12 protein-coding genes are annotated in these 17,591 nt (G+C 73.3%); 10 read left to right on the top strand and 2 right to left on the bottom strand.

All coding sequences use genetic code 11. The annotated features are described in order from the left end of the window. The first annotated feature begins 167 nt into the window (after positions 1 to 167). Positions 168 to 3,725, top strand: a complete 3,558-nt coding sequence (gene mfd / locus ACIPRD_RS22190) for a transcription-repair coupling factor (protein WP_356406217.1) — start codon at positions 168 to 170, stop codon at positions 3,723 to 3,725. 279 nt (positions 3,726 to 4,004) lie between these two features. Continuing rightward, positions 4,005 to 4,721, top strand: coding sequence for an HNH endonuclease family protein (locus tag ACIPRD_RS22185; protein ID WP_356406215.1), 717 nt, complete (start codon positions 4,005 to 4,007; stop codon positions 4,719 to 4,721). Positions 4,722 to 4,808: 87 nt separating this feature from the next. Here ACIPRD_RS22185 and ACIPRD_RS22180 read toward each other — a convergent pair whose 3' ends face one another. Next, positions 4,809 to 5,522 carry a hypothetical protein gene (locus ACIPRD_RS22180; RefSeq protein WP_401565315.1) on the bottom strand — a complete coding sequence of 238 codons (714 nt, stop codon included), beginning with the start codon at positions 5,520 to 5,522 and terminating at the stop codon, positions 4,809 to 4,811. 203 nt (positions 5,523 to 5,725) lie between these two features. Continuing rightward, positions 5,726 to 6,403, bottom strand: coding sequence for a hypothetical protein (locus tag ACIPRD_RS22175; protein WP_401565313.1), 678 nt, complete (start codon positions 6,401 to 6,403; stop codon positions 5,726 to 5,728). A gap of 189 nt (positions 6,404 to 6,592) precedes the next feature. On the opposite strand from ACIPRD_RS22175, the gene ACIPRD_RS22170 reads away from it, so the two are divergent. From ACIPRD_RS22170 to ACIPRD_RS22135, 8 genes are all read left to right on the top strand, one after another. Further along, the gene (locus ACIPRD_RS22170) at positions 6,593 to 8,725 is read left to right on the top strand and encodes an N-6 DNA methylase (protein ID WP_401565310.1); all 2,133 of its coding nucleotides are present in this window, start codon (positions 6,593 to 6,595) and stop codon (positions 8,723 to 8,725) included. A gap of 141 nt (positions 8,726 to 8,866) precedes the next feature. Next, positions 8,867 to 9,484 carry a hypothetical protein gene (locus ACIPRD_RS22165; RefSeq protein ID WP_356406207.1) on the top strand — a complete coding sequence of 206 codons (618 nt, stop codon included), beginning with the start codon at positions 8,867 to 8,869 and terminating at the stop codon, positions 9,482 to 9,484. Between the two features lie 38 nt (positions 9,485 to 9,522). Then, the gene (locus ACIPRD_RS22160; RefSeq protein WP_356406481.1) at positions 9,523 to 11,016 is read left to right on the top strand and encodes a protein kinase domain-containing protein; all 1,494 of its coding nucleotides are present in this window, start codon (positions 9,523 to 9,525) and stop codon (positions 11,014 to 11,016) included. Positions 11,017 to 11,159: 143 nt separating this feature from the next. Next, the gene (locus tag ACIPRD_RS22155) at positions 11,160 to 12,113 is read left to right on the top strand and encodes a hypothetical protein (protein ID WP_401565307.1); all 954 of its coding nucleotides are present in this window, start codon (positions 11,160 to 11,162) and stop codon (positions 12,111 to 12,113) included. A gap of 82 nt (positions 12,114 to 12,195) precedes the next feature. After that, positions 12,196 to 13,914 (top strand): M16 family metallopeptidase, encoded by a 1,719-nt coding sequence (locus ACIPRD_RS22150; RefSeq protein ID WP_401565304.1) that lies wholly within the window; start codon positions 12,196 to 12,198, stop codon positions 13,912 to 13,914. Between the two features lie 224 nt (positions 13,915 to 14,138). After that, positions 14,139 to 14,783 (top strand): SurA N-terminal domain-containing protein, encoded by a 645-nt coding sequence (locus tag ACIPRD_RS22145; RefSeq protein ID WP_356406200.1) that lies wholly within the window; start codon positions 14,139 to 14,141, stop codon positions 14,781 to 14,783. A 151-nt stretch (positions 14,784 to 14,934) separates the two neighbouring features. Then, positions 14,935 to 16,005, top strand: coding sequence for a nucleoside triphosphate pyrophosphohydrolase (locus ACIPRD_RS22140; RefSeq protein WP_401565301.1), 1,071 nt, complete (start codon positions 14,935 to 14,937; stop codon positions 16,003 to 16,005). 61 nt (positions 16,006 to 16,066) lie between these two features. Further along, positions 16,067 to 17,470: a cytochrome P450 gene (locus tag ACIPRD_RS22135; protein WP_401565298.1), complete on the top strand. Its 1,404-nt coding sequence runs from the start codon at positions 16,067 to 16,069 to the stop codon at positions 17,468 to 17,470. The last annotated feature ends 121 nt before the right edge of the window (positions 17,471 to 17,591 follow it).

The following is a 17,591-nucleotide window of genomic DNA, read 5'->3' as shown; positions in this document are numbered from 1 at the left end:
CGGTGCCGGGGTCGTCGGGTGTGCGGGGTGCGGCGCCGGGTGACGGTGCGGCGCGCGTTGTCCACAGGCCCCGGCACGGCCGCCGGTGGAGTCGTACGCTGGAGACCCCCGGCCCGTTCCACGAGTCGGGCCGTTCGTGTTGCCCACCCTCGACGGAAAGCCCCTCCATGAGCCTGCACGGTCTGCTCGACGCCGTCGTCAAGGACGCCGCCCTCGCGGAAGCGATCACCGCGGCCGAGGACGGCAACCGCATGCACGTCGACCTCGTCGGCCCCCCGGCGGCCCGCCCCTTCGCCATCGCCGCTCTCGCCCGCGAGTCCGCGCGCCCCGTCCTCGCCGTCACCGCGACGGGCCGTGAGGCCGAGGACCTCGCGGCGGCCCTGCGCTCGCTGCTGCCCTCCGAGGGCGTCGTGGAGTACCCCTCCTGGGAGACCCTGCCGCACGAGCGCCTCAGCCCCCGCAGCGACACCGTCGGCCGCCGCCTCGCCGTCCTGCGCCGCCTCGCGCACCCCCGCCCCGACGACCCCGAGACCGGCCCGGTCTCCGTCGTCGTCGCACCCGTACGGTCCGTGCTCCAGCCGCAGGTCAAGGGCCTCGGCGACCTGGAACCGGTGTCCCTGCGCACCGGGCAGACCGCCGATCTGAACGAGATCGTGGAAGCCCTCGCGGCCGCCGCCTACGCGCGCGTGGAGCTGGTCGAGAAGCGCGGCGAGTTCGCCGTCCGCGGCGGCATCCTGGACGTGTTCCCGCCGACCGAGGAACACCCCCTGCGCGTCGAGTTCTGGGGCGACGACGTCGAGGAGATCCGCTACTTCAAGGTCGCCGACCAGCGCTCCCTCGAAGTCGCCGACCACGGCCTGTGGGCGCCGCCCTGCCGCGAACTGCTCCTCACCGAGGACGTCCGCGGCCGCGCGCGTGCGCTCGCCGAGGAACACCCCGAACTGGGCGAACTGCTCGGCAAGATCGCCGAGGGCATCGCCGTGGAGGGCATGGAGTCCCTGGCCCCGGTGCTCGTGGACGACATGGAGCTGCTGCTGGACGTGCTGCCCAAGGGCGCCATGGCCGTCGTCTGCGACCCGGAGCGGGTCCGCACGCGCGCCGCGGACCTCGTGGCCACCTCGCAGGAGTTCCTCCAGGCGTCCTGGGCGGCCACCGCGGGCGGCGGCGAGGCCCCCATCGATGTCGGCGCCGCTTCCCTGCGGTCCATCGCCGACGTCCGCGACCGCGCGCGCGAGCTGGACATGATGTGGTGGTCGGTGTCGCCGTTCGCCGCCGACGAGGCGCTCACCGGTCCCGCAGGCGGGCCGGGCGACGGCGACACGCTCAAGCTCGGCATGCACGCCACCGAGCTGTACCGGGGCGACACCGCCAGAGCCCTCGCCGACACCAAGGGCCGGCTCGCCGACGGCTGGCGCACCGTCTTCGTCACCGAGGGCCACGGCCCGGCGGCCCGCACCACCGAGGTCCTCGGCGGCGAGGGCATCGCGGCCCGTCTCGACGCCGACCTCGGCGAGCTGAGCCCGTCCCTCGTGCACGTCGCGTGCGGCTCGATCGACTACGGCTTCGTCGACCCGGTGCTCAAGCTCGCCGTCCTCACCGAGACCGACCTGTCCGGGCAGAAGGCGGCCGGCAAGGACGGCGCCCGGATGCCGGCCCGCCGCCGCAAGACCATCGACCCGCTCACCCTGGAGCAGGGCGACTACATCGTCCACGAGCAGCACGGCGTGGGCCGCTACATCGAGATGGTGCAGCGCACCGTGCAGGGCGCCACCCGCGAGTACCTGGTCGTGGAGTACGCCCCCGCCAAGCGCGGCCAGCCCGGCGACCGCCTCTACATCCCCACCGACCAGCTGGAGCAGATCACCAAGTACGTCGGCGGCGAGGCGCCCACCCTGCACCGCCTGGGCGGCGCGGACTGGACGAAGACCAAGGCGCGAGCGAAGAAGGCGGTCAAGGAGATCGCCGCCGACCTCATCAAGCTCTACAGCGCCCGCATGGCCGCCCCCGGCCACACCTTCGGCCCCGACACGCCCTGGCAGCGCGAGCTGGAGGACGCCTTCCCCTACGCGGAGACCCCCGACCAGCTCACCACCATCGCCGAGGTCAAGGAGGACATGGAGAAGTCCGTCCCCATGGACCGCCTGATCTGCGGCGACGTCGGCTACGGCAAGACCGAGATCGCGGTCCGCGCCGCCTTCAAGGCCGTCCAGGACGGCAAGCAGGTCGCCGTCCTCGTGCCCACCACCCTGCTGGTGCAGCAGCACTTCGGCACGTTCTCCGACCGGTACTCGCAGTTCCCGGTGAACGTGAAGGCCCTGTCCCGCTTCCAGACCGACGCCGAGGCGAAGGCCGTCCTGGCGGGGCTGAAGGAGGGTTCGGTGGACGTCGTCATCGGCACCCACCGCCTGTTCTCCTCGGAGACCAAGTTCAAGGACCTCGGCCTGGTCATCGTCGACGAGGAGCAGCGCTTCGGCGTCGAGCACAAGGAGCAGCTGAAGAAGCTCCGCGCCAACGTCGACGTGCTGACCATGTCCGCCACCCCGATCCCGCGCACCCTGGAGATGGCGGTCACCGGCATCCGCGAGATGTCCACGATCACCACCCCGCCGGAGGAGCGGCACCCCGTCCTGACCTTCGTCGGCCCCTACGAGGAGAAGCAGATCGGCGCCGCGATCCGCCGCGAACTGCTGCGCGAGGGCCAGGTCTTCTACATCCACAACCGCGTCGAGTCCATCGACCGTGCCGCCGCCCGGCTGCGCGAGATCGTGCCCGAGGCGCGCATCGCCACCGCCCACGGCCAGATGTCCGAACAGGCCCTGGAGCAGGTCGTCGTGGACTTCTGGGAGAAGAAGTTCGACGTGCTCGTCTCCACGACGATCGTCGAGTCCGGCATCGACATCTCCAACGCCAACACCCTGATCGTCGAGCGCGGCGACAACTTCGGGTTGTCGCAGCTCCACCAGCTGCGCGGCCGGGTGGGCCGCGGCCGCGAGCGCGGCTACGCGTACTTCCTGTACCCGCCGGAGAAGCCCCTGACGGAGACCGCGCACGAGCGGCTCGCGACCATCGCCCAGCACACCGAGATGGGCGCCGGCATGTACGTGGCCATGAAGGACCTGGAGATCCGCGGCGCCGGCAACCTGCTCGGCGGCGAGCAGTCCGGCCACATCGCGGGCGTCGGCTTCGACCTGTACGTCCGCATGGTCGGCGAGGCCGTCGCCGACTACCGGCGCCAGCTGGAGTCCGGCGGCGCCGAGGAGGAGCCGCCGCTCGAGGTCAAGATCGAGCTGCCCGTCGACGCGCACGTCCCGCACGACTACGCGCCCGGCGAGCGGCTGCGCCTGCAGGCCTACCGGGCCATCGCCTCGGCCAACTCCGAGGAGGACATCAAGGCCGTCCGCGAGGAGCTCACCGACCGCTACGGCAAGCTGCCCGAGCCGGTGGAGAACCTGCTGCTGGTGGCCGGGCTGCGGATGCTCGCGCGGGCCTGCGGCGTCGGCGAGATCGTCCTGCAGGGCACCAACATCCGCTTCGCGCCGGTGGAGCTGCGCGAGTCGCAGGAGCTGCGCCTCAAGCGTCTGTACCCGGGCACCGTCATCAAGCCGGCCGTGCACCAGGTGCTGGTCCCGCGCCCGAAGACGGCCAAGGTCGGCGGCAAGCCGCTGGTCGGACGGGAACTGCTGGGCTGGGTCGGGGAGTTCCTCGCCTCGGTGCTGGGGTCGTAGCGCCGCCGCGCCGCCGCGCCGCCACCCCCGCCGTCGCTGCCGTCGCCCGCCGTAACCCCGGCGCGCGGCGTCGCACCCCGGGGGCAGGGGGGGGCGGGACCGCCGGGTCCCGCTCCCCTCTGCTTCTCCGCGGCGGAACACATCCCCGGAGCGGTCCTGTTCGTCCCGGTATGCCGGTTAAGGCGCCATCTGCTCGGAGCCGTGGGGCGGTTACGGTGGAAGGCGGAACGATCCGCCCCGTGAGCGGGGGCGGGCCAGGGCGACTGAGGGGGAACGCGCGTGTCGCGTCTGAGGGGAGGGGCGGCCGTCGCGCTGATCGTGCTGGCGGCCGCGACGGGCTGCAAGGCGGACGGCACCAAGGGGGCCGCCGGACCCGGCGGGCAGGGGAGCGGCGGGGCCGCCCTGTCCGCGGCCGAGGCGCTGCCCGTCAAGGGCCGCGCGCCGAAGACGGGTTACTCCAGGGAGCGGTTCGGCACCGCCTGGGCCGACACCGACTCCAACTCCTGCGACACCCGCGACGACATCCTCAAGCGCGACCTGAAGTCGGTGAAGTTCACCGGCGGCACCTGCAAGGTCACCTACGGCCTGCTGGACCCGGACCCCTACTCCGGCAAGGACGTCACCTACCGGCGCGGCCGCAGCCTGGTCGACATCGACCACGTCGTCGCCCTGTCCGACGCCTGGCAGAAGGGCGCCAAGTACTGGGCGCCGGCCAAGCGCATCGCGCTGGCCAACGATCCCCTCAATCTGATCGCGGTCGACGCGAGCACCAACCGGGGCAAGGGGGACGGCGACACGGCCACCTGGGTGCCGCCGAACAAGTCGTACCGCTGCGACTACGTCGCCGCGCAGGTCGCCGTGAAGAAGAAGTACGGCCTGTGGGTGACCTCGGGCGAGAAGGCCGCGATGAAGGACGTGCTCTCCTCCTGCCCGGGCGAGAAGCTGCCGTCGGGCGGCAATCCGACCGAGGCGCCGGCCCGCTTCCACGCGCGCTGAGCCGCGCCGGGTCCGTGACACGGACCCGGGTGCGGGAAAGGGGCCGGCGGGTGGTGCGCACCCGTCGGCCCCTGCCGTTCCCCCGGGTCAGGACTTGGCGGCCTTGGCCTTCAGCGCGTCCACGATGTGGGTGATCACGGCGCCGGCGGTGGCGGCGCCGTCGTCGTTGCCGGCCGTGGACATCACGGTGGCGACCGAGTTGCCCACGCGGGCGGCCACCAGGGTGGAGCCGTTCTCGAAGCGGGGGCTGGTGAGGCGGATGGTGTAGGCCTCGTCACCGAGCCCGGGCGCGGCGTGGCCCTCGGCCTTGACCTGGGCGTGGGCGTCGGTGTCCGTGAACGTGGGGCACGCGGCGACGGCGTCCCGGATGCCCTTCATGACCGACTTCGCGGTCTCCCCCTGGAACGCGTCGATCTCGTCGGCGATCTCCTCGGTCTGGGCCTTGTTCACGAAGTCGCCCTGGGCGAACGACACGCCGCCCTGGTAACCGCTCAGGCTGGGCCAGGCGTTGCTCTCGAAGTCCGAGCACTTCGGCTTGGCCGTGCTGCGCGGGGACTGGTCCATGAAGTCGTCGCCGCTGTCGGGCGAACCGCCCTTGACGGGGAGGAGGGACGCCGGGGTGACCGACTTCGGCAGGGCCGCCTTCAGCTGCGTGCCCGTCAGCAGGCCCGCGTTCGGGTCCGCGGCCTTCGCGGCCTTCTCGGGCTTCGCCGAGGAGTCCGTGCCGGTGGAGCAGGCGGCCAGGGCGAGCGGGAGCGCCGCGACGGCGAGGGTCTTGGCGAAGCGGGACGTGACGCGCATGGGGAATCCTTGGGGGAGTCGTTCAAAAAAGGAACATTATGCGTTGAGCGTGGTGTGTTCTTTTCCGGGCGGCCTTGACCGGATGTAAGGCCTTTGTCCGAGCGGGGGGTTGAGGCGGGCCGTCGCGGCGCGGGAGCCCGTCGGGCGTCCCGCGCCGCGAGCGTGCCCGGGGTGCCGGGCGCGACGGCGCGGCGGGGCGGCCGTCAGGCGGTCTTCTTCCACTTCCCGCAGCCGGTCGTCTTGAAGTAGGCGTCCGTGGAGCGGATGGTGACGACGGCGTTCCCGGTCACGTTGTCGTTGGCGATGATCGAGTCGAGGCCGTGCTCGGCGTCCTTGGTGCGCTCCCAGTAGCAGGAGTCGTCGGCGTTCCCGGTCGAGCGGTAGGTGCCCGGCTCGATGTCCGGACCGACCTTGAACATGCCCCCGTCGCCGGCCATGGAGGCGGCGGGCGTGCCCTTCGCCTTCGGGTCGACGGCCTCCCAGTCCTTGCAGCCGCTGGACTTGAACAGCTTGTCCGTGGCCTTGACGGTCACGTAGCTCGTGCCGGTGACGTTGTCGTTGGCGAGCGTGGAGTTCATCTCGCCCGAGGAGTCCTTGTCGCGCTCCCAGTAACACATGTCGTCGGTGTTGCCGGTGGTGCGGTAGGTGCCGGGCTTGACGTCGGAGCCGACCGTGAAGTCGCCGTCCCCGTCGAAGGCGGCCTTCTTCGCGGCCCCCTTCGCGCCCCCCGAGGACCTGCCCGCCCCGGGCTTCTGGTCGGCGGTGGCCGAACTGTCCTTGGTGCCGCCGTCCTTGCTGTCGTGTCCGGCGTTCGCCGACACGGCACCGATGACCACGAAGCCCACGACGGCGCCCAGCGCGATCTTGCCCTTCATGCCCATGACGGGTCCCCCTCCCGATGCGGCGACCGCCCCCTCGGCTGGCCGCTCGTTCGCTGGGTCAATAAGAACAGAGTCTGTGAACCGAGTCAACACGGTTCACAGTGAACTCCCCGTACACGCACGTGAATGCGTGTGGAATGTGTACGTCGGTATGCTCGGTGCACACATGGGACGAGGGGAGTGGGGCCGGTGCAGGACAACGCGACAGAGGTGACCGCCGCCGGTATCGCGCGGCTCGCCGGAGTGGGCCGCGCCGCCGTGAGCAACTGGCGCCGCCGGCACGCCGATTTCCCCAAGCCCGTCGGGGGCACCGAGACCAGCCCGTCCTTCGCCCTCGCCGAGGTGGAGGGCTGGCTGCGCAAGCAGGGCAAGCTCGCCGAGGTCCCGCTGCGGGAGCGCGTCTGGCAGCAACTGGCCGGCCATCCCGACGGGCCCGTCACCGCGCTGGTGCACGTGGGCTGCGTCCTGCTGCTCATCCATGAACGCCCCACCGTCTGGCTGGACCTCGGCGCGGGCTCCGACGAGCGTCTCGCCGCGGCGCTGCCCGGCGCGCTGGACCAGGTGCTCGGCCCGCGCTTCGGCATCGCGGCCGGGGGTGCGGGGCCCGGCCTCCCGGCGCCGGGGACCGCGAACACCCCGCCGCCGACCGGCGGCACCGCGCCCGGTCTCACCGCCTCCGGCGCCACCGAGCCCACCGGACCCGTGGTGCGCACGCCCACCGCCGACCGGCTCCTGCCCTCGGTGCCCCTCCTGCGCGGCGCCGCCGAACTGGCCGCCGAGTCAGGGGCGCGGCAGGCGTTCGAGTTCCTGCTGGGCCGCCACCTGGACGCCAACCCGCGCCAGTACACCCTGACCCCGGCCGAACTCGCCCGCCTCATGGCCGACCTCGCCGGCCCCGCGCGCAGCGTCCTGGACCCGGCCTGCGGCACCGGCGCCCTGCTGCGCTCCGTGGACAGCCGCCCCGGCCAGGAGCTGTACGCCCAGGACAGCACCCCCGAACTCGCCGCGCTCACCGCGCTCAGGCTCGCCCTGCACACCCGTGCCGCCGTCCGCGGCGCCGCAGGCGACTCCCTGCGCGCCGACGCCTTCCCGCAGCTGCGCGCCGACGCCGTGGTGTGCCACCCGCCGTTCAACGAACGCAACTGGGGCCACGACGAACTCGCCTACGACCCCCGCTGGGAGTACGGCTTCCCGGCCCGCACCGAGTCCGAACTGGCCTGGGTGCAGCACGCGCTGGCCCGGCTCGCCGACGGCGGCACCGCCGTGCTGCTCATGCCGCCCGCCGCCGCCTCCCGCCGCTCCGGGCGCCGGATCCGCGCCGACCTGCTGCGCCGGGGCGCGCTGCGGGCCGTGGTCGCGCTGCCGGTCGGGGCCGCGCCGCCGTACAACATCCCGCTGCACGTGTGGGTGCTGCGCCGCCCGGACCGTACGCCCGCCGCGCCCGAGGTGCTGCTCGTGGACACCGGGCGGTTCGCCGGCGAGGCGCGCGGCGGCCCGGACTGGCAGGCCGTCCGGGACGCCGTCCTGGACACCTGGCGCGCCTTCGACCGGGAGGGGCGGACAGCGCAGAGGCCCGGCCTCGCGCGGTCCGTGCCGGTCATCGAACTCCTCGACGACGACGTCGACCTGGCCCCCGCCCGCCATCTGCCGCCCGCCGCGGCCGACGGGGCCGAGCAGCTCACCGCCGTACGCGAGCGCCTCGGCACCACCCTGCGGCTGACCACCGAGCTCACCCCGCCGGCCGCCGTCCCCGCGCCGCCCGCGCGCTGGCCGCTCACCACCGTCGGTGAACTCGCCCGCGGGGGAGCACTGGTGATGCGTACCGGGGGCAACGGCGGATCCGCGCGTGTGCCCGTCCTCACCGACCACGACGTCCTCGCCGGCACGGGACCCTCCGGGACGCTCCCGGAGAGCGACGAGGAGGCGGTGCTGACCGAGGCGGGCGACATCGTCGTACCGGTGCTCGGCGGCGGTTCGATGGCCCGTGTGGTCGACGAGGAGTCGGCCGGTGCCGTCCTCGGCCGCAACCTCGTGCTGCTGCGCCCCGATCCCGCCGCGCTCGACCCCTGGTTCCTCGCCGGGTTCCTGCGCGGCACCGCCAACAACCGCCAGGCCAGCAGCTACGCGTCCACCGCCACCCGGCTGGACGTGCGCCGGCTCCAGCTGCCCCGGCTGTCGCTGGACGAACAGTGGCGCTACGGGGCAAGGTTCAGGGACCTGGACGCGTTCGAGCGGGCGCTGCGCCGGGCGAGCAGGCTCGGGGAGCAGCTGGTGCGCGGGATGTACGACGGGCTGACGGACGGGACGGTCGCGCCGGACTGAGCTCGGGCGGCGGGACGGCCGCGAGGCGGTGTGTGATCAGCACGACAACGGTTCGGTACAACCCGGGACCGGTTGTCCTTGTCGGCCTATACGCTCGGACCGGCACCCACGTCCGTCCCCAACAGGCCCACAGGAGCAGCCATGCACGGCCACGGTTACGGCTATGTGCCGCCTCCGCCGAAGCGATCCCGGACCGTCGTCCTGTTCCTGCTGCGCGTGGTGTTCGTGGCGGTGCCGATCGTCAGCATCGGCTTCCTGGCGTGGGTCGCGACGCTCCGGGCGGCGATCGTGACCCGCAAGCGGCGCGAATGGGTCGTCTTCGTGGGCTCGCTGGCGGTCATGGGGGTCAGCTTCAGCCTCCTCAGCACCGACCACACCGACGACTTCAGCTCGCCGAAAGGCAGCGCGGGCATGGTCATCCTGCTGCTGAACGCCGTGGCCTGCGTCGCCTACTTCCTGTGGGCGGACATACGCCACCACCACCGCGCTCATCTGGCTTCCTACGCGGTGTTCCCCGGTTCCGGCGTGAACTACGCTCCTCCGCAACCCTTTTCGCCGTACGCGACCACGCATCCCCAGGCCCCGGTGGTCTCCCCCATGCCCGCCCCCGCTCCGCCCGCGCCCCGCACCCCGCCCCCGGTGCCGTCCGCGCTCCCGCCGCAGCGGCCCGCACCCGCGCGGATCGACCAGGTGCGTGCCGAACTGGACGAGCTGAGCGACTACCTGCGCAAGCACGACGGCCATGAGGGCGGACGGTGACCGTGACGCAAGGGCGTGTCGTCGCCGGCCGGTACGAGCTGTCCACCCTCATCGGACAGGGCGGCATGGGCCAGGTGTGGACCGCGTACGACCAGCGGCTCGACCGGCGGGTGGCGGTGAAGCTGCTGCGCCCCGACAAGGTGGCCGGGCAGGAGGCGGACGAACTGCGCCGCCGCTTCGTGCGCGAGTGCCGGGTGACCGCCCAGGTCGACCACCCCGGACTGGTCACCGTGCACGACGCCGGCGACGAGGGCGAGGAGCTCTTCCTCGTCATGCAGTACGTCGACGGCGCCGACCTCTCCGACCACCTCGCCGAACACGACCCCTACCCGTGGCAGTGGGCGGTCGCGGTGGCCGCGCAGCTGTGCGCCGTGCTGAGCGCGGTGCACGCGGTGCCGATCGTGCACCGCGACCTCAAGCCGCGCAACGTGATGGTGAAGCAGGACGGCACCGTCACCGTCCTCGACCTGGGCGTGGCCTCGGTCATGGACACCGACACCACCCGCCTCACCCACACCGGCTCCCCCATAGGCTCGCCCGCCTACATGGCACCCGAGCAGGCGATGGGCGGCGCCGTCGGCCCGTACACCGACCTCTACGCGCTCGGCGTGCTGCTGCACGAACTGCTCAGCGGCGAGGTGCCGTTCGCCGGTTCCACCGCCCTCGGCGTACTGCACCGGCACCTGTACGAGCCCCCGCTGCCCGTGCGCCGGACCCGCCCCGAGGTGCCCGAGGCGCTGGAGGCGCTCGTCCTGCGCCTGCTCGCCAAGGACCCGCAGGCCCGCCCCGCCTCCGCGCAGGAGGTGTACGAGCATCTGGCGCTGCTCCTGCCCGCGCGCGGCACCCCGACCGGGGCACCCCTCGACCCCACCCGGCCGTTCCTGCGCCCGCACGCCCCCTGGCCCGACCGCGCGCGCACGCCCGCGCCGCAGCCGGCCCCGGCCGTCCCCGAGCCCCCGGCGGCCGGGAAGCCGGACGTCGCCGCGGCCGTCGACGAGGTCAAACGGCTGCTCGGCGAGGGCCGCATCACCCAGGCCGTGGACATCCTCGGCGCGATCCTGCCCGCCGCCGCCGAACAGCACGGCGAGCACTCCCCGGTCGTCCGCACCCTGCGCAAGCAGTACGCGGCCACCCTCATGGACGACGGCCAGTACCGGCGCGCCCTGCCCGAACTGCGCCGCCTCGCCGACGAACGCGGCTCCGAGGCCGGGCAGGCCGATCCGCAGTCCCTGCGCTTCCGTTACGAGGCGGCCCAGTGCCTGGAGCAGCTCGGCGAACCGGCCGCCGCGCTCGCCGAGTACCGCGCGCTGCTGCCGTACTACGAGAACCAGTACGTCTCCGGCGACCCGCAGCTCGCCCACGAACTGCGCCGCCGCATCGGCCACCTGCTGCTCGCCCTCGGCGACCGCCCGGCGGCCCACGACACCCTCGCCCGGCTGCTGATGGACGTGGAACGCCTGCACGGCCCCGGGCACCCGCTGGCCGTGGAGATCCGCCGGACCCTGCAGTGGCTGGGGCAGGTACGGGGCTGACCCGCCACCGGGCACCGGGCCCGTAGGGGCCGGACCCACGGGTGACGGCTGCAAGACCCGTGGAGCGCGGGGAAGGTTGCACAGGAACGGTATGGAAGATCCCATGAGGCGCGCTGTCACAGGCCTCGCCTAGTATCCGCCGCATGTCGTTCGCTCCCGGTACCGCTCTGCCGCCACCCGACTTCGAGGTCGCCTCCGCCTTCCCCGAGGCCGCCTGGCTCCGGCAGGTCTCCGCCGCACGTGACTGGGCGTCGGTCCGCCGGTACGTGGACGGGCTGCCGCAGGAGGTCAGCCGCAGCTTCCTCGTCTCGGTCCTGGACGAGGTGCCCGGCATCGAGGGATGGATGCGCGAGATCCTCGCCGCCGACCCCGACGACGTCCTCGCGCTCACCGTCCTCGGCGCCCGCGAGGTGGCCATCGGCTGGGAGATACGCACCGCGGCGTCCGCGAAGCAGGTCAGCCGCGCGCAGTTCACCGCGCTCCACGCGCACCTGCGCCGGGCCGAGCAGGCCCTCATCCGGGCCACGGCGCTCGACCCGGCGTCCGACGCGGCCTGGGCGGAGCGGCTCACCACGGCGATGGGACTGGAACTCGGGCAGAACGAGGCGCGGCGCCGCTACGACCGGCTGACCGCGCACCACCCGCATCACTTCAACGGCCAGGGACGGCTGTTGCAGCAGCTGTGCCCCAAGTGGGGCGGGAGCTGGGAGGCGGTCCACGGATTCGCCCGGGAGTGCCTGCTGAACGCCCCCGAGGGTGCGCTGAGCGGCGCGATGGTGGCCGAGGTCCACCTGGAGCACCGGCTCGCCCTGCGCGGCCAGGAGCGCGAGGCCTACCTGCGCCAGCCGCACGTGCACGCCGAACTCGCCGAGGCCGCCGACAGGTCCGTGTTCCACCCGCAGTTCCGGCGCGACTACGGCTGGGTCACCGCGCAGAGCGTCTTCGCGGCCATGTTCTCCCTCGTGGGCGACCTGCCCCGGGCCGCCGCCTGTTTCCGCGCCCTCGGCCCCCTCGCCTCCAAGTACCCGTGGAGCTACCTGGGCGACCCCGCCGAGGCGCTCGTCAAGCACCGCGACGCGGCCCTCGCCAAGGCCTGAGCGCCGCCGCGGCCGCCCGGGCCCGTCCCGGACCCGCCCCCCGCACCCGCACCACGACGAACCCGCCGAACAGAGGCCGGAGATGAACCCCCAGGCTGCCATCCACTCGACCCAGGTCGACGGCATACCCACCCTCTTCGCGTACGCCCCCGGACCGATGCGCGCCGGACTCGTCTTCCGCGTCGGCGTCGCCGACGAGACGCTGGCCCGGGCCGGTGTCACCCACCTCGTCGAGCATCTCGCCCTGCACCGCCAGGGCCTGGCCGACTACCACTTCAACGGCGAGACCAAGGCGGCGTTCACCCACTTCTACATGGAGGGCGTGGAGCACGAGGTCGTCGCCTACCTCCAGGGCGTCTGCGCCTCCCTGTGCGACCTGCCGATGGAGCGCCTGGAGACCGAGAAGGAGATCCTGCGCACCGAGGAGGCCCGGCGCGGCTCGGCCCAGCTCCCGCTGTGGCGCTACGGCGCACAGGGGTACGGCCTGGTCAGCTACCCGGAGTGGGGCGTGCGGGGCCTGCGCCCCGAGGACGTGACGCACTGGGCGCAGACCTGGTTCACCCAGGGCAACGCGGTGCTGTGGATCGCGGGCGAGCGGATGCCGGCCGGGCTGACGCTGAAGCTGCCCGCCGGCGGGCGCCGGCCCATGCCGGCCGTCACCTCCGCGCTCCCCGAGGCCCCGGCCTACTTCTCCGAAGGCAAGGGCGGTGTCCTGCTCGACGCCGTCGTCGCCGACACCGCCGCCGCCCGGCTGTACGCGGGGCTGCTGGAGCGCGAGCTGTCCCGGTCCCTGCGCCAGGAGGGCGGCTACTCCTACACCGCTGCCGCCGACTTCACCTCCCGCCGCGACGGCATGGCCCTCGTGACGGCCTTCGCCGACGCCCTCCCCGACAAGCAGGACGCGGTCCTGGGCGGCTTCGTCGACGTCCTCGCCGGGCTCCAGGCCGGCCGGATCGGGCAGGCGGACCTGGACGCGGTGCGCGGCCGTCTCGACTCCGCCCTGGCCGCGCCCGACGCGGCCGCGAAGCGGCTGCCCGGCAGCGCCGAGGACCTCCTCGCCGGGCGCCCGGTCCGCAGCCCGGACGACGTCAGGGCCGAACTGCGGGCGGTGACCGCGGACCAGGTGCACGCGGTGGCGCGGGAGGCCGCCACGACGGCCCTGATGCAGGTGCCCGCCGGGCACAGCGCCGACTGGGCCGGCTACACGGAGGCCCCCACGGAGTCGGTGTACACGGTGACCGGGCGCAGGTTCCGGCAGGACGGCGGGCAGGGCAGGTCACTGGTCGTCGGCGCCGACGGCGTCAGCACGACGGCACAGGAGCCGGACGGCACCGAGCACGCGGCGACCGTCCCCTACCGGTCCTGCGCCGTCATGCTGTGCTGGCCCGACGGCGGACGGCGGCTCATCGGCACCGACGGCCTCATCGTCGAGGTGGAGCCCGGCCTGTACGACATCGACGCGCACACCCTGGCCACCATCGACGCCGCCGTGCCCTCGCAGGCCCTGGTGTGGCTGCCGCCCCGGCAGCAGCCGCCGAGGAAGCCGGCCCCCTCGGCCGCCCCGGCCGCCGGCCGCCCCGCCCTCAAGCGGCGCACCGTCCTCCAGACCATCGGGATGCTCCTGCTGGGCATCCTGGCCGTGGTCTTCGGCCTCCCGGCCCTCGCCGTCACGGTGTTCGAGTCCGGCGACAAGGATCTCGGCACCGGCGGATGGCTCGTCCTGTCCGGCTTCCTGTGGGGCATCACCGGGCTGCTGGCGTGGCCCGCGATAAGGATCGCGCGGACCACACGGCGCGGCTGACGGTCCGCTCGCGGCCCGGCCGGGCCGCTTTCCGGCCGGCGACGGCGGCGCGGCGGTGCCTGAAGTCGTGGTGAATCGTTGGTCGAATGGGTTGGCCTGAGCTGGGCCGCTGCCTACCATCGATCACCGCAAGACTCGGTGCGCCCGCCCGTCGCCCGACCAGCACCCCTGGCGGAGGCGCTGGCGCGCCGCACCCGTCGTTGCAATCTCCTCAGGAGGTTTCCTTGCACCGCCGCCGTCGCACCGCGCTCCTCCTCACCGCCGCGATCGCCGCGGCCCCCCTCCTCACCGCGTGCGGAGGCCAGCCGCACCCGGGCGCGGCGGCCGTCGTCGGAGGGCAGCGCATCACCGTCTCCCAGCTGGAGAACCGCGTCAACGAGGTGCGCGCGGCCCAGCGGGCCGCGGTCCCGGACGACACCCAGTACCAGCAGGTCATCGCCGCGACCGGCAGCCTGACCCGGGACACCCTGCACAACATGGTCCTGGACCGGGTGCTGCACCGCGCCGCCCAGGACGCGGGCGTCACGGTCACCCGCAAGGAGGTCCAGCAGATGCGCGCCGGCCTGGAACAGCAGGCGGGCGGCTCCCAGGGGCTCCAGACGGCCTGGCTCCAGAAGTACGGCATCGCGCCCGAACGCCTGGACGACAACCTGCGCCTCCAGATCGAGGCGCAGAAGCTCGCCGCCAAGCTCGGCACCGAGACCTCCCAGCCCGCCTTCTGGAAGGCGCTGTCCAAGGCGTCCCAGGAGCTCCACATCGACCTCAACCCCCGCTACGGCGCCTGGGACGTCCAGAAGAGCAGCCGGGTGGACGCCGCCACGCCGTGGGTGCGCGAGGTGACGGGCGCGGCGGCACAGCAGCCGGCCTGATCGTCCGCGCCATGCGGTGACCAGGCGCTTTCCGGAGACGGAACGGTACGGCGGCGAGCGGCGGCGGGATCCCGGTCCTACGATCACAGGACTCCTCCGGGCCTGTGGACAACGGATCCCGTCCGTCCGCGCCGTGGGTTACGTTCGGATCGTGAACGCAACCACCGCCGAGACCGACCCCGGCCGCATCGTCCTGCTGACCACGAGCCACCGGGTCGCTCCCGGCCTGCTGTCCTGGCCCGCCTGGCAGGCCCTGCGCACCGCCGACAGCGTGCTGTGCGCGGACGGCGCCCATCCGCAGTTGCCCTATCTGCGGGAGGCCGGCATAGCGGTGGCGCAGGAGGCGCCCACCGCGCAGGACCTGGTGGATGTCTGCGCCGGCGGGCGGACGGTGGTGGTCGTGGCCACGGGTGAGGGCGAGCCGGCCCTCACCGACGGACTCGCCCGGCTGGCCGGTTCCGGCCGGGTGCGGATGCCGGACCTGGAGCTGCTCCCCGCCTCCTACGACCTGCCCGGCGCCCGCCTCCTCGACCTCGTGCAGGTGATGGACCGCATCCGCGAGGAGTGCCCCTGGTCCTCCCGGCAGACCCACCGGGGTCTGGCCAAGTACGGCATCGAGGAGGCGTACGAGCTCGTCGAGGCCATCGAGGCGGGCGACCGCGAGGAACTGCGCGAGGAACTGGGCGACGTCCTGCTCCAGGTCGTCTTCCACTCCCGGATCGCCGAGGAGGATCCGGACGCGCCGTTCTCCGTCGACGACGTGGCCGGCGGCATCGTCGCCAAGCTCATCCACCGCCACCCGCACGTCTTCGGCGAGGAGAAGGCCGAGACGCCGGAGGACGTCAAGGCGCACTGGCTGCGCACCAAGGCCGAGGAGAAGCGGCGCGCCTCGGTGACCGACGGCGTCCCCCTCGGCCAGCCCGGTCTCGCCCTCGCCGCCAAGCTCGCCTCGCGCACCCGGACGGGCGGCCTGGACGTACCCGTGCCCCAGGGCGAGGGCGTCGGCTACGAACTGCTGGCGCTGGCCGTCCGCGCCGAGGCCGACGGGATCGATCCCGAGGCGGCCCTGCGCGCGGCGGCCCGGGCGTACCGGGACGCGATACGGGCGAGCGAGGGAGTGGAACCGAAGGGGGAACCGGGCACCGACGCCGAGTCGCACGCCGACGTGGACGCCGACGCGGACATCGACCAGGACGCCGGCCCGGACGCCGGTCAGGAGTAGCCGCGGGAGCGGAGCCGGTCCGGCGGGGCAGGGGGTGCGCGGGTCCGGATACGGTCGAGGGGTGACCGACCAGCTCAACCCCGACACCCCCGACGGCCCCGACGCCCCTGCCGGAACCGGTGCTCCCGCCGGAACCGGCAGCCCCGCCGGGACCGGCGCCTCCGCAGAGGCCGGCGCCCCCGCTCCCGAGCTCTTCACCTGGGAGTTCGCCGCCGATCCCTACCCCGCCTACGCCTGGCTGCGCGAGCACGCCCCCGTGCACCGGACCAAGCTGCCCAGCGGGGTGGACGCCTGGCTGGTCACCCGGTACGCCGACGCCAAGCAGGCCCTGGCCGACCAGCGGCTGAGCAAGAACCCGGCGCATCACGACGAGCCCGCGCACGCCAAGGGCAAGACCGGCATCCCGGGCGAGCGCAAGGCCGAACTGATGACGCATCTGCTGAACATCGACCCGCCGGACCACACCCGGCTGCGCCGTCTGGTCAGCAAAGCGTTCACCCCCCGCCGCGTCGCCGAGTTCACCTCCCGGGTGCAGGAACTGACCGACCAGCTCATCGACGGGTTCGCCGAGCGCGGGTCCGCCGACCTCATCCACGAGTTCGCCTTCCCGCTCCCCATCTACGCCATCTGCGACATGCTCGGCGTCCCGCGCGAGGACCAGGACGACTTCCGGGACTGGGCCGGCATGATGATCCGGCACGGCGGAGGACCCCGGGGCGGAGTCGCCCGGTCCGTCAAGAAGATGCGCGGCTACCTGGCCGAACTCATCCACCGCAAGCGGCAGGCGCTGCCCGCCGAGCCGGCCCCGGGCGAGGACCTCATCTCCGCCCTCATCCGGGCCTCCGACCACGGCGAGCACCTCACCGAGAACGAGGCCGCAGCCATGGCCTTCATCCTCCTGTTCGCCGGGTTCGAGACGACCGTCAACCTCATCGGCAACGGCACCTACGCCCTGCTCACCCACCCCGGGCAGCGCGAACGCCTCCAGCGGTCCCTCGCCGCGGGGGAGCGGGACCTGCTGGAGACCGGCGTGGAGGAACTCCTGCGCTACGACGGCCCGGTGGAGCTGGCCACCTGGCGGTTCGCCACCGTGCCGCTCACCATCGGCGGACAGGACATCGCCGCAGGCGACCCGGTGCTCGTCGTGCTCGCCGCGGCCGACCGCGACCCGGAGCGGTTCGCCGACCCCGACGTCCTGGACCTCTCCCGCCGGGACAACCAGCACCTCGGCTACGGCCACGGCATCCACTACTGCCTCGGCGCCCCGCTCGCCCGGCTGGAGGGCCAGACCGCGCTGGCCACCCTGCTGACCCGGCTGCCCGACCTGCGGCTCGCGGCCGATCCGGCGGACCTGCGCTGGCGCGGCGGCCTCATCATGAGAGGCCTGCGCACACTGCCCGTCGCGTTCACGCCCGCCCCTCCAGCCGTGTGCCGGAGTGAAGATGACGGGCCGTCAGTAATGTGATCTTCACGTGATCTGTGCGGCATGAACTTGTGACAGGCGTTCGTATGCCTATACGTTCACCCATCAGTGTGGTGGGGAGCATCGTTCCGCCGCGCCGATCCTGCTGTCGCTCGAAAGGCCT

Source organism: Streptomyces sp. NPDC090108, from assembly GCF_044747185.1.
GTDB lineage: Bacteria > Actinomycetota > Actinomycetes > Streptomycetales > Streptomycetaceae > Streptomyces.
This window is presented reverse-complemented; position numbering and strand designations above follow the sequence as displayed.

Coding starts and splice junctions, on each gene's coding strand:
- mfd (WP_356406217.1), top strand. CDS start 168: ATGAGCCTGCACGGTCTGCTCGACGCCGTCGTCAAGGACGCCGCCCTC.
- ACIPRD_RS22180 (WP_401565315.1), bottom strand. CDS start 5,522: ATGCGCGTCACGTCCCGCTTCGCCAAGACCCTCGCCGTCGCGGCGCTC.
- ACIPRD_RS22175 (WP_401565313.1), bottom strand. CDS start 6,403: ATGGGCATGAAGGGCAAGATCGCGCTGGGCGCCGTCGTGGGCTTCGTG.
- ACIPRD_RS22165 (WP_356406207.1), top strand. CDS start 8,867: ATGCACGGCCACGGTTACGGCTATGTGCCGCCTCCGCCGAAGCGATCC.
- ACIPRD_RS22155 (WP_401565307.1), top strand. CDS start 11,160: ATGTCGTTCGCTCCCGGTACCGCTCTGCCGCCACCCGACTTCGAGGTC.
- ACIPRD_RS22150 (WP_401565304.1), top strand. CDS start 12,196: ATGAACCCCCAGGCTGCCATCCACTCGACCCAGGTCGACGGCATACCC.